We start from the raw sequence: 11,552 nt of genomic DNA on the forward strand, positions 1-11,552 counted from the left end.
CGAGGGAAGGGCTTTTTTTGCAAAGGTCTCGACCTTTTAGATTCGCTCAAAAGCTTTGTCTTCAATCTTGCAATGCGGCAGCGATTTCGTTGCGCAGTTTGTTTAAAAACCTGCCGTGGCGTACCCATTGGGCGGCGGCTTCGTGATCTTTTGCTGCAAAGGCCGTCCGCAAATCTTGATACAGCTTGTCTTGTTCGCGGCTGATTTCTTGATCCAACGCGCGCAGGGCTTCGTTGTTTTGCTCCATTTGCGCATCCATCAGCGTTTCGCGCCATTCCATTTGCTGCATGAGAAATTCGGGAGCGAAAGAGGTATGTTCCGGCGCATCGGCATCAATGTCCTGCGCTTTCAGAAGGTACGCGGCGCGGTCGATGGGATTTTTCAAGGTACGGTAGGCATCGTTGATGGTGGAAGACATCATCACTGCCTGCTTTTGCTCGAAGGCGGAAGCTGAAGCGAATTTATCGGGATGGAAACGGGCAGCCAAAGCGCGGTAGGTTTGCTCCAAGCTTTCGGCATCGATATCAAAAGCGGGTTCAAGCTGGAAGAGTGTGAAATATTGAGACATGGCGGGATAATTAATGTGAAATTCTCGGCAGAAACCTGATTTTGCCTTATAATCCGCTGATTCTTAACCAAAAGGACTGAATATGAGCAGTAAAGTGCAACACAATAAAGGCAAAATACGCGACAATGCTTTAAAAGCCTTAGTGAAATCCGATTTATTCCGACACAAGGTCGAACGGAAAAGAAAAGGCAAAGGCAGCTACAACAGGCAGGAAGCGAAAAAATGGCGGGACGGTTTTGATACTGTCCCGCCACTTTTTTGTCTTAAACGTGGAAGCTCTCGCCGCAGCCGCAAGAGTCTTTGACATTCGGGTTTTCAAATTTGAAACCCTCCTGCAAACCTTCTTTGGTGTAATCGACTTGCGTGCCGTCCAGATAAACCAAGCTTTTCGGATCGATATAAACACGCGCGCCATGCTCTTCAAAAATCAGGTCGTCGTCGTTCACTTCATCGACAAATTCAAGGTTGTATGCCATGCCTGAGCAGCCGCTGGTTTTCACACCCAAGCGCACGCCCAAGCCTTTGCCGCGCTTGGTCAGGTAGCTGTTGATATGTTTGGCTGCGTTTTCTGTGATGGTAATCAAAATATTTGTCCTTTTTATATAGATTGAAAATACTTGTTTTCAGGTCGTCTGAAACCCGAGTTAATTTTTCGGTCACCCGCGGCACCGCTGACGATACAGCAAGACCGCCCAAATCAGCCAAATACCCAGCCAAACAGGGAAGAGTGCCAACAGACTGAGCCAGCCATAAATACTGCTTGTCCAATCACGGTTAAGCGGCGTACGGAATGCAGAATCCAACCCAGTCCGAGAGGCTATATACACCCGTGCAGTTTCGCCCTGTATCTCAGGACGCAAAGACAAGATTTCCACTTCGATATGATTTAACCCGACAGGCGTATCCGCGCACTCAAAGCAACGGACATCTATCCATCGTCGCGCATGTGTGGCACGTTTGTTTGTACCTTGCGGCGTGTGGATTTGATAAGTAATGTCGTCAGGCGAGGATTCCACACTTGTCGCATGCGATTTCGCTTGTCCAAGTTCACGCTCAATCGTGATAAGGGGCGGTTGACTGTTTTGGAGCGCAATATAGGATAATTTTACCCGTATACCTTCTTTTAAAACAATGTCTTGCTCAGGAGGATAGTAATTCACAACTGCAAATAAAATATATCCGACCAGCAGTATCAAACTATATGTGTAAAACAGTATTTTCGCGATACCGCATTTTCCCATTTATCTAACCTTGTTCAATTTTCCGTTGCCTGTCGCTGCTGCGCCCAAACAACGGCAGCCTGCATGGCTGCGCGAGCCTGCGGACTGTTTTTCCAACAGGTCGAGCCGGTCAATTTTGCGCCCTGTTCCAAAACATCGTCCAAATCCGCCGCCGCCAGCGTGGCAACATCATCCAAACCCATTTGCTGCAAACGCTGCAATACGGTTTTGCCTATGCCTTTGACGGCAAGCAGGGATTGGGCTTCTTCATCGGTAAAAGGCATTTCGTGTCCTTTGATTTTGCAGACGTATTGATAAATATAAGCCTACGGCTTATCGCCCTCTCCCTAACCCTCTCCCGCGGGGAGAGGGGATAGATTGGCAGGCAGTCCCAATTTTGGCGACAACTTCAAAAGGATTAGGTTTCTGTGTCCTTACCCTCTTCTTTACAAGAAAAGGCATGCCGTTTCTTTTGATTTTGCAGGCGTATCGACTAAATATAAGTCTGCGGCTTATTGCCCTTTCCCTAACCCTCTCCCGCGGGGAGAGGGGATAGATTGGCAGACAGTCCTAAATTTGGCGGTAACTTCAAAAGGATTAAGTTTCTGTGTTCTTGTCTTCCACCTCTGAGTGAGAAGGGAACAAGCCTTCGAGTTTACTTTTTCCGGAAACCCTAAGACTTTCAGGAGTCCTATGAATGTCTGCCGACAAAGCACCCACTAATCGGATTATTTGTTTTCCTGACGTTTGCGGTAGTCGGCAACAGCCGCTTTTACCGCATCTTCAGCCAAGATGGAGCAGTGGATTTTTACCGGCGGCAGTTCCAGTTCTTCGGCGATTTCGCTGTTTTTGATTGCCAGCGCGTCATCCAGGCTTTTACCTTTTACCCACTCGGTAATCAGGCTGGACGAAGCGATGGCGGAGCCGCAGCCGTAAGTTTTGAATTTAGCGTCTTCGATGATGCCTTCGTCGTTGACTTTGATTTGCAGGCGCATAACGTCGCCGCAGGCGGGCGCGCCGACCATGCCGGTGCCGACAGACTCGTCGTTTTTATCGAAAGTACCGACATTGCGGGGGTTTTCATAGTGATCGATTACTTTATCGCTGTATGCCATGATGTGGTTTCCTTAAAATATCGTGGTTTGTTGATGTTTTAGTCGTCTGAAAAAGACGATTGTTCTAAATTTTCTAAAATTAGGCGTGCCAATAAGCTGCTATCGGCATGGTATGCCTGAATACAGGCTTGAATCATTTGTTCGGCAGAGATATTTTGCCAATGTATCTGCAAACCGTTTTTCATTGCCAATTGCGTCATAAACAGGCGCAATGTTCTGCCGTTTCCTTCACGAAAAGGATGTAGGACGTTCAACTCGCCCAAATAATAGGCTACACGCTCGGCGAATTTATCTTTATCCAACCCCTGCAAATAGTTTTCGTTTCGCAGCTTCTCTAAAAGTTTACGGCTTTCGTTTTCGATAAAAGCAAAATTGGCAAATCGGGTATTACCTTTGGAAATATCAATCCGCCGGATTTCGCCTGCCCAATCATAAATATCGCCAAACAGTTCGCGATGAATAGTCTGTAAATGGGCCAAATCGAAATTGTCCGTAATGGGTTGCAAAAGCAGATATTGGGCGCGAACAGCGGAAAATTCTTTTTCGGCGGTTTTCAGCAATTCACTATCTTGGATGGAGAGCTTGTTTTTAAATACGCCTCCATTCATATAAATAGTGTCTTCTCCGCCGTATTTGCTCATTTTTCCGCCATTCTTTGTTTGATGCCGTCCAAAGCCTCATCCAAACTGATTTTGCCTTCCACCAAACGCTGCATATCATGTATGGTCTCTAGACTGATGTTCAACTGCTCCATCCGCCACGAACCAATAATGGAATGCGTCGTTTGCGGCAAATGATGCTGTTCCTGAATTTGTAGGGACATGGGATTCCTTATTTTGCTTCCGAACAATATTTCAGACGACCCCTGCCGCCTTAGATTTTGCACGCGCCGCCTTCGCAGCCGTCGTCGTTTTCCGAATCGACACCGCCTTCCACGGTAACGCCGTCAAAATCTTCAAGCAGGTTGTCGAGATTGTCCAAATCTAAATCTTGTTCGTTCATGGTTTTGTATCCTTGATTTTAATGTGGTGGCTTTTAGGTCGTCTGAAAAGGTCTTTTAAGTTTTCAGGACCTTATTTATGTGTAGGTTAGACGAAATAGGTTATCAAACCCAATATTTCTAGTGGTTTAACAGATTTTTTAGAGTTCAATTCAGCCTATGATTGCTATGCTTCATTTGATATATCTATCAGTGTTAAAGCTCTAGTTCCTTTATGATTAGCCGTTATTAGAACTAGATCTCCCTCATAGTATTCACTCTGTCCAAATTCAATAACAAAATGATTTGCTCTAATCCCACAAAAATAATCATCATTCAAGACAATCATGTCTACATCACTAGTATGGAAACCACTTAATATATGCATATCATCTTTCGTTAATTCAGTTAGCGATTTACCGCAAAACAATGCATTGTTTTTGCAAGATTTTTCAATTAATTTCTCAAATATTTTATTCATAGCTATATTCCTTTAAAGATAAAGATGGGAAATTCCTAATAGTTTGGGAAATTGTAGAATGTTATTAAGTAGACTAGGTGGGCAAAACCAACGCTTCAGGCAAATTTTAAGACTTTGTCAAGATTTCACTTTCTCTCTACGTTTACTACATGCGGGTCGTCTGAAAGGGTCTTTTGGGATTTTCAGACGACCTTTTCTTTTGGTTAATGCGCTGCCCATTCAATCGAGTTCAAATCAATCCCATCTTTGAACATTTCCCACAGCGGCGACAATTCGCGCAGTTTGCCGATTTTGGATTTGATCAGTTCTGCCGCAAACTGCACTTCTTCTTCGGTGGTCATGCGGCCGAAGGTGATGCGCAGGGATGAGTGCGCCAGTTCGTCGTTGCGGCCGAGCGCGCGCAGGACATAGCTGGGTTCGAGCGAAGCGGAGGTACAGGCGGAGCCGCTGGATACGGCGAGTTCTTTCACTGCCATAATCAGGCTTTCACCTTCGACGAAGTTGAAGCTGACGTTCAGGTTGTTCGGGGCGCGGTGTTCGAGGTCGCCGTTGATATAGACTTCTTCGATGCCTTCGATGCCTTTGAGGAAGATGTCGCGCAGTTTGCGGTAGTGCGCCATGTCTTGCTCGAGTTCTTCTTTGGCGATGCGGAAGGCTTCGCCCATGCCGACGATTTGGTGGGTCGGCAGGGTGCCGCTGCGGAAGCCGCGTTCGTGGCCGCCGCCGTGCATTTGGGCTTCGAGGCGGACGCGGGGTTTGCGGCGGACGTACAGTGCGCCGATGCCTTTGGGGCCGTACACTTTGTGACCGGACATGGACAGCAGGTCGATTTTGGCGGCTTCAACGTCCACAGGCACTTTGCCGCAGGCTTGGGCGGCATCGACGTGGAAGATGATTTTGCGTTCGCGGCAGATTTCGCCGATGGCGGGAATGTCTTGCACGACGCCGATTTCGTTGTTCACCCACATTACGGAAATCAGGATGGTGTCGTCGCGGATGGCTGCTTTGAGTTCTTCCAAGTCAATCAGGCCGTTTTCCTGTACGCCGAGGTAGGTGACTTCAAAGCCTTGGCGTTCGAGTTCGCGCATGGTGTCGAGCACGGCTTTGTGTTCGGTCTTGACGGTGATGAGGTGTTTGCCTTTGGTTTTGTAGAAGTTTGCCGCGCCTTTGATGGCGAGGTTGTCGGACTCGGTCGCGCCGCTGGTGAAGATGATTTCTTTGGGGTCGGCATTAATCAGTGCGGCGATGTCGGCGCGGGCTTTTTCGACGGCCTCTTCTGCTTCCCAGCCGAATGCGTGGCTGTTGGAAGCGGGGTTACCGAAGGTTTCGGTCAGATAGGGAATCATTTTTTCGGCAACGCGTTTGTCAACGGGGGTGGTGGCGGCGTAGTCGAGATAAACGGGGGTTTTGACGGTCATGGTTTGCTCTTTCTTTTTCTGTAATGTACTTAATGGATATGTGTAAATTGGATGACTTGGCTGCCGTCATCGCTGTTTTTCTGTTCGATGATGCTTTGCAGGGTAACGCTGCTGAGGTAATCGTTGATGGTTTTGTTCAGGTTTTCCCAAAGGTCGTGCGTCAGACAGGGCGCGCCGTGGTGGCAGTTGGCTTTGCTGCTGCATTGGGTGGCGTCCAGCTTGTCTTCGGCGGCGGAAATGATTTGGGCGATATTGATTTGTGCGGGAGGGGCGGCGAGGATGTAGCCGCCACCGGGGCCGCGCAGGCTTTCAACCAGCCCGGCGCGCCGCAGTTTGCTGAATAGTTGTTCGAGATAGGAAAGCGAAATACTTTGGCGTTCGCTGATGGCGCTGAGTTTGACAGCGCCGGTTTGCGCGTTCATCGCCAAATCGATCATGGCGGTAACGGCAAAACGCCCTTTTGTGGTCAGTCTCATGGTAGGTGCCTGTGTCGGCTTTTTTATAGTGGTGCGATTGTCTAATATCTGAGTGATTCAGTCAAGTATATTCGGGCGTCTTCCGATTGTTTGTTTAAATGGCTGGGCGAATGGATTTTTATCTGCCTGAAGATTTCTCTTTTTTTATCTGAAACTTGAATCCGAGGTCGTCTGAAAAGTGCTATTACCCTGCTTTTGGCGGAGTTAAAACCATTTGCTTTATAATTGCGATTGATATAGATTATCTAATTCATACTAAATCATTATGGTATTGCAAAAGGTCGTCTGAAACCGCCCTGCCCGTTTCAGACGACCCAATCCATAAGCAACCCCTTAACAGAGGCAATCAACAATGAAACGCGATTTGAGCAAAATGACCTGTATCGAAGACCTGCGCCTTGTCGCCAAGCGCAAGATGCCGCGCATGTTTTACGATTACATCGATTCAGGTTCTTGGACGGAAACCACCTACCGCGAAAACACTTCGGATTTCAAAGACATCCGCTTCCGCCAAAAGGTATTGGTCAACATGGAAGGCCGCAGCCTGGAAACCAAAATGATCGGTCAGGATGTGAAGATGCCGGTGGCGATTGCGCCGACGGGCTTTACCGGCATGGCACACGCCGACGGTGAAATCTTGGCGGCGCGGGCGGCGGAGAAGTTCGGCATTCCGTTTACGCTCTCCACCATGTCCATCTGCTCGATTGAAGACGTTGCCGAAAACACCAGCGCGCCGTTTTGGTTTCAGCTTTATGTGATGCGCGACCGCGAGTTTATGGAAAACCTGATTAAGCGCGCGAAAGATGCCAAGTGTTCGGCATTGGTTTTGACCGCCGATTTGCAGGTTTTGGGTCAACGCCACAAAGACATCAAAAACGGCCTGTCCGCGCCGCCGAAACCGACCATCGCCAATTTAATCAATCTGGCAACCAAGCCCGAATGGTGTATGAAAATGCTGAACACGGAACGCCGCACGTTCCGCAATATCGTCGGACACGCTAAAAACGTCGGCGATTTGTCTTCGCTGTCTTCTTGGACGTCCGAACAATTCGACCCGCGCCTGAGCTGGGACGATGTTGCCCGCATTAAAGATTTGTGGGGCGGCAAGCTGATTATCAAAGGTATTATGGAACCTGAAGATGCGGAAAAAGCAGCGAAAAGCGGCGCGGACGCATTGGTCGTTTCTAACCACGGCGGCCGCCAGCTCGACGATACCGTATCCTCGATCAAAGCCTTGCCCGACATCGTCAGCGCAGTCGGCAGCGACATCGAAGTTTGGATGGACAGCGGCATCCGCAGCGGTCAGGACATCCTCAAAGCATGGGCTTTGGGCGCAAAAGGCACGATGATAGGCCGCGCGTTCCTCTACGGCTTGGGCGCATACGGCGAAGAAGGCGTTACCCGCGCGCTGGAAATCCTGTATAAAGAAATGGACATATCCATGGCGTTTACCGGCCATCGCAATATTCAGGACGTCGATGCCAGCATCCTGCAAAGCACGCGCTGGCCGAATGACAAATTCTGATGTTTCATACAAAAAGGTCGTCTGAAAATATGTTTTCAGACGACCTCATCATTATCAGGCATTCATCTTGTCTTCAAATGCTGCCAAAATCCGCGCGACTTCCTCCACGTCCTTGACCGCCCTTACCGCGTCAAACAATTCCTGCGCTTCTCCAAATTCTTTCTTCATCATGCCCAGCCATTGTTTCAGGCGGGCGACGGGGTATTTGTTGTTCGCTTCTTTGGCGAGACACAAATGGAAAAATTGGTTTATCCACACCGAAACTTCGGCGAAATCGGTATCGCGGACGGTTCCGCCGTTTTCGTATTGTTTGATTTGACGCGCCAAATCGGGGCGGATGACGGCGCCGCGGCCGAGCATGACGCTGTTGCAGCCCGTCATTTCTTTAATGCCGATATAGTCTTTGAGACTGAACACGTCGCCGTTGGCGGTTACGGGGATGGCGACGTGTTCGCGGATTTTGCGTATCCATTCCCAATGTGCGGGCGGTTCGTAGCCTTCGACTTTGGTGCGCGCGTGTACAGTCAGGGCGCAGGCTCCGCCTTCGGCAATGGCGGCGGCACATTCGAGCGCGAGGCTTTTATCTTCGTAACCGAGCCGCATTTTGCCGGTAAGCGGGATGTGTTCGGGCAGGCGTTGGCGCAGGGTTTTGACGATATGGTGGATGAGGTCGGGCTCTTTGAGCAGGACGGCGCCGCCTTTGTGTTTGTTGACTGTGGGAGCGGGGCAGCCGAAATTGAGGTCGATTTTGTCCGCGCCGAAGCGGACGGCTTCCAAGGCGTTGACCGCCATATTGTCGGCATCGCTGCCCAAAAGCTGGACGGTACAGGGCGTGCCGGCGGGGGTCTTGTTGCCGTTGGCGATTTCGGGGGCGTATTTGAGCCAGGTGGAACGGGAATGGACGGTGTGGGTAATGCGGACGAACTCACTGACGCATTCGTCGTAGCCGCCGATACGGGTCAGCAAATCGCGCATCACATCGTCCACCAGCCCCTGCATGGGCGCAAGGATAAGCTGCATATCGGAGGAGGTCGTCTGAAAAAGGAAATGCGTATTGTAGCGGTATATCGGTTAAAATACACGCTTTCCACGAAGAACTGACCGCCGCCATTGCCGAACTGCCTTGATTTCCCGATTTTGATTTTTCAGACGACCCCTTTTCAGACGACCTCATCATGAACCCGAAAATTCCCGCCACAGCAGCCATGTTGGTCAAAAATTCGGAACGCTATCTGCACGAAGTTTTGACCGCGCTTCAAGACTTCGACGAAGTATTGCTGCTCGACAACGGCTCGACCGACCGTACCTTTGAAATCGCCGAACGCTTCACCAACGTCAGTTATTACAAATACGACTTCATCGGCTTCGGACCGATGAAAAACCTTGCCGCCCGCCTCGCGCAAAACAATTGGATATTCAGCATAGACAGCGACGAAGTGGCGGATAGCGAATTGGTTGCCGCCATCCGCAAAGCCGTCGCGGAAAACAAAAAACAAAATATCTTCTCGCTCTCGCGCCTGAACCACTACAACGGCCGCCTGATCAAAGCCTGCGGCTGGTATCCCGACATTATCCCGCGCCTTTACCACCGCCGCTTTACCCGCTTTTCCGACCGTCAGGTGCATGAATCGCTGGTCTTACCGCCCGATGCAAACGTCCGTCCGCTCGAAGGTCGTCTGAAACACTATTCCTTCGAAAACGCCGAAGGGCTGATTCAAAAAATGCAGCAATACAGCTCGCTCTACGCCGAAGAAAACCGCTACAAAAAAGACAGCTCACCCTTCAAAGCCCTGTTGCACGGCAGCGTATCGTTTGTCAAAAACTACCTGCTCAAACGCGGTTTCGCCTACGGCGCGGACGGCTTGACCATTTCCATCGCCAATGCGCAAGGTTCGTACTACAAATATGTCAAACTTTACGAGCGCAACCGCAACATCAGCGTTGCCCTGATTGTAACCACCTACAACCGTCCCAACGCGCTGGAGCTGGTTTTGAAATCCGCACTCGCGCAAACCCGCCTGCCCGACGAAATCATCGTCGCGGACGACGGTTCGCGCCAAGACACTGCCGAAGTCGTTGAGTTCATCCGCAGCCACACCGACATCCCCGTCAAACATTCTTGGCGGCCGGACGACGGCTTTCGCGCCGCCGAATCGCGCAACCGTGCGCTGGCACAAGCAAAAAGCGACTACATCATCCTTATCGACGGCGACATGATACTCGACCCGTCCTTCGTCGCCGACCACCTCAAACTCGCACGCAAAGGCAGGCTGATACAAGGTTCGCGCGTCATCCTGACCCAAGCGCGCACCGAAGAAATTTTAGATTCCGGTGAATTGCCCGATTTATCCGCGTTCAGCCAAGGCATAGAAAAACGCCTGTCCGCCCTACGCTGCCGCAGCCTGTCCGCCCTGATCGGCAGACAAAGCAGCCGCAAACACAAAGGCATCAAAACCTGCAATATGGGCTTTTTCCGCAGCGATGCGCTTGCTGTCAACGGCTTCGACAACCGCTTTGTCGGCTGGGGGCGCGAAGACAGCGAGTTCGTCGCCCGCCTCTTCCATAACGGCATGAAACGACACAACCTCAAATTCGCCGGCATCGCCTACCACCTCTGGCACCACGAAGCCGAACGCGACGCCCTGCCGCAAAACGACGCGCTGCTCAAAGCCACGCTGTCCGAACAAAAAATCCGCTGCGAAGACGGCATGGACGAGTTCATAAAATAAACCGTTTTGCGCGTGTTCCCCCCCTCAAACGTCGTCTGAAACCTTTCAGACGACGTTTTACCTCCAAGCAGCCGTTTAACCATCAAATCTTTACTGAAACCAAACACTTGCAGTGCTATACTATTAATACAACGACAAACGATTCACACACTACGGTTACACATCATGTCCCCCCGCCCGATTACCATCACCTCATACAACATGCACAAAGGCATGTCCGCGCTCAACCGCAAAGTCCAAGTGGACAGCATGGCGGAAGAGCTTCGCGGCATAGGCTCGGATGTCCTGTTTTTGCAAGAAGTGCAAGGTCAACACCTGATGCGCAGCAACAGGCTGCCTGATTTTCCTGAACAACCGCATTACGACATCCTCGGCGACCGCCTTTCCTACAACCGCAGCTACGGCAAAAACGCCGTTTACCCGCAGCGCCACCACGGCAACGCCATCCTCAGCCGCCTGCCGCTGGAAACCCGCCACAACCTCAACATCAGCGTCAACAAACTCGAACAGCGCGGCGTACTCCATTGCGAAGTCCTGCCCGAAGGCTGGGACACCCCGCTCGTCTGCCTGTGCGCCCACCTCAACCTGCGCGAACCCGACCGCGCCAAACAATACCGCGCCATCTTCGAATACGTCGTACATCACATCGACCCGCAAAGCCCGCTGATTCTCGCCGGTGACTTCAACGACTGGCGGCAAAAATCCGCCCTGTCCTTAGGCAACGCATTGAATCTGAACGAAGTATTTGTCGACAGCAACGGCAAACGCCCCAAAACCTTCCCCGCCCGCCTGCCCGTCCTCAGCCTCGACCGCGTCTATACCCGCAACCTGGAAGTCCTAGACTCCCAAATCCACAACGGCAAAAACTGGCAACGCCTCTCCGACCACTTACCCTTAAGCGTCAAAGTTAGACCCAAACTGCCTTAACCGTTCCAACGACAAAGGTCGTCTGAAAACCTGAAATCAGGGGTTTCAGACGACCTTTTTGTGTCGGCAAATCAACTTCAAGCCGAGACCTTTGCAAAATTCCCCAAAATCCCC

General features: G+C 50.7%; 16 protein-coding genes. 4 read left to right on the forward strand and 12 right to left on the reverse strand.

The genetic code is table 11. From position 1 onward, the window contains the following. Positions 1-61: 61 nt before the first annotated feature. Entirely contained in the window at positions 62-568 is a 507-nt protein-coding gene (gene hscB / locus HMPREF2572_RS12255; protein WP_070498893.1) for a Fe-S protein assembly co-chaperone HscB, read from the reverse strand. A gap of 82 nt (positions 569-650) precedes the next feature. Between hscB and HMPREF2572_RS13910 the strand changes: the two genes are divergently transcribed. After that, positions 651-872 (forward strand): alternative ribosome-rescue factor A, encoded by a 222-nt coding sequence (locus HMPREF2572_RS13910; protein ID WP_080614271.1) that lies wholly within the window; start codon positions 651-653, stop codon positions 870-872. On the opposite strand, the gene iscA is transcribed toward HMPREF2572_RS13910, so the two are convergent. The 10 genes from iscA to iscR form a co-directional block, all read right to left on the reverse strand. After that, on the reverse strand, positions 832-1,152 hold the full coding sequence (gene iscA, locus HMPREF2572_RS12260; RefSeq protein WP_039855777.1) for an iron-sulfur cluster assembly protein IscA: 321 nt from the start codon (positions 1,150-1,152) through the stop codon (positions 832-834). The two genes, HMPREF2572_RS13910 and iscA, sit on opposite strands and share 41 nt — an antisense overlap. A 72-nt stretch (positions 1,153-1,224) precedes the next feature. After that, the gene (locus HMPREF2572_RS12265) at positions 1,225-1,809 is read right to left on the reverse strand and encodes a hypothetical protein (protein ID WP_070498895.1); all 585 of its coding nucleotides are present in this window, start codon (positions 1,807-1,809) and stop codon (positions 1,225-1,227) included. Positions 1,810-1,823: 14 nt separating this feature from the next. Further along, the gene (locus tag HMPREF2572_RS12270; protein WP_070498896.1) at positions 1,824-2,072 is read right to left on the reverse strand and encodes a recombinase RecA; all 249 of its coding nucleotides are present in this window, start codon (positions 2,070-2,072) and stop codon (positions 1,824-1,826) included. Between the two features lie 444 nt (positions 2,073-2,516). Beyond that, the gene (gene iscU / locus HMPREF2572_RS12275) at positions 2,517-2,903 is read right to left on the reverse strand and encodes a Fe-S cluster assembly scaffold IscU (RefSeq protein WP_003674559.1); all 387 of its coding nucleotides are present in this window, start codon (positions 2,901-2,903) and stop codon (positions 2,517-2,519) included. 38 nt (positions 2,904-2,941) lie between these two features. Continuing rightward, complete coding sequence (locus HMPREF2572_RS12280; RefSeq protein ID WP_045073675.1) at positions 2,942-3,544, reverse strand: putative adenosine monophosphate-protein transferase Fic; 603 nt, start codon at positions 3,542-3,544, stop codon at positions 2,942-2,944. Further along, the gene (locus HMPREF2572_RS12285; RefSeq protein WP_039410746.1) at positions 3,541-3,726 is read right to left on the reverse strand and encodes an antitoxin VbhA family protein; all 186 of its coding nucleotides are present in this window, start codon (positions 3,724-3,726) and stop codon (positions 3,541-3,543) included. Before HMPREF2572_RS12285 ends, HMPREF2572_RS12280 begins: the two co-directional genes overlap by 4 nt. Before the next feature lie 50 nt (positions 3,727-3,776). After that, entirely contained in the window at positions 3,777-3,905 is a 129-nt protein-coding gene (locus HMPREF2572_RS15240) for a hypothetical protein (protein ID WP_002234986.1), read from the reverse strand. 164 nt (positions 3,906-4,069) lie between these two features. Beyond that, entirely contained in the window at positions 4,070-4,363 is a 294-nt protein-coding gene (locus tag HMPREF2572_RS12290) for a hypothetical protein (RefSeq protein WP_070498897.1), read from the reverse strand. Positions 4,364-4,566: 203 nt separating this feature from the next. After that, the gene (locus HMPREF2572_RS12295) at positions 4,567-5,781 is read right to left on the reverse strand and encodes an IscS subfamily cysteine desulfurase (RefSeq protein WP_003764834.1); all 1,215 of its coding nucleotides are present in this window, start codon (positions 5,779-5,781) and stop codon (positions 4,567-4,569) included. Between the two features lie 29 nt (positions 5,782-5,810). Then, on the reverse strand, positions 5,811-6,257 hold the full coding sequence (iscR, locus tag HMPREF2572_RS12300; protein WP_003757728.1) for a Fe-S cluster assembly transcriptional regulator IscR: 447 nt from the start codon (positions 6,255-6,257) through the stop codon (positions 5,811-5,813). 352 nt (positions 6,258-6,609) lie between these two features. Here iscR and HMPREF2572_RS12305 point away from each other — a divergent pair, with 352 nt between their 5' ends. After that, positions 6,610-7,782, forward strand: a complete 1,173-nt coding sequence (locus HMPREF2572_RS12305; RefSeq protein ID WP_070498898.1) for an alpha-hydroxy acid oxidase — start codon at positions 6,610-6,612, stop codon at positions 7,780-7,782. 54 nt (positions 7,783-7,836) lie between these two features. Here HMPREF2572_RS12305 and HMPREF2572_RS12310 read toward each other — a convergent pair whose 3' ends face one another. Next, positions 7,837-8,802 (reverse strand): tRNA dihydrouridine synthase, encoded by a 966-nt coding sequence (locus HMPREF2572_RS12310; protein WP_070498899.1) that lies wholly within the window; start codon positions 8,800-8,802, stop codon positions 7,837-7,839. 155 nt (positions 8,803-8,957) lie between these two features. On the opposite strand from HMPREF2572_RS12310, the gene HMPREF2572_RS12315 reads away from it, so the two are divergent. Together HMPREF2572_RS12315 and HMPREF2572_RS12320 are read left to right on the forward strand one after the other, a co-directional pair. After that, complete coding sequence (locus tag HMPREF2572_RS12315; protein ID WP_070498900.1) at positions 8,958-10,511, forward strand: glycosyltransferase family 2 protein; 1,554 nt, start codon at positions 8,958-8,960, stop codon at positions 10,509-10,511. Positions 10,512-10,676: 165 nt separating this feature from the next. Continuing rightward, positions 10,677-11,438 (forward strand): endonuclease/exonuclease/phosphatase family protein, encoded by a 762-nt coding sequence (locus tag HMPREF2572_RS12320; RefSeq protein WP_070492683.1) that lies wholly within the window; start codon positions 10,677-10,679, stop codon positions 11,436-11,438. Positions 11,439-11,552: the final 114 nt, after the last annotated feature.

Source organism: Neisseria sp. HMSC064E01 (genome assembly GCF_001808875.1).
Classification (GTDB): domain Bacteria; phylum Pseudomonadota; class Gammaproteobacteria; order Burkholderiales; family Neisseriaceae; genus Neisseria; species Neisseria sicca_A.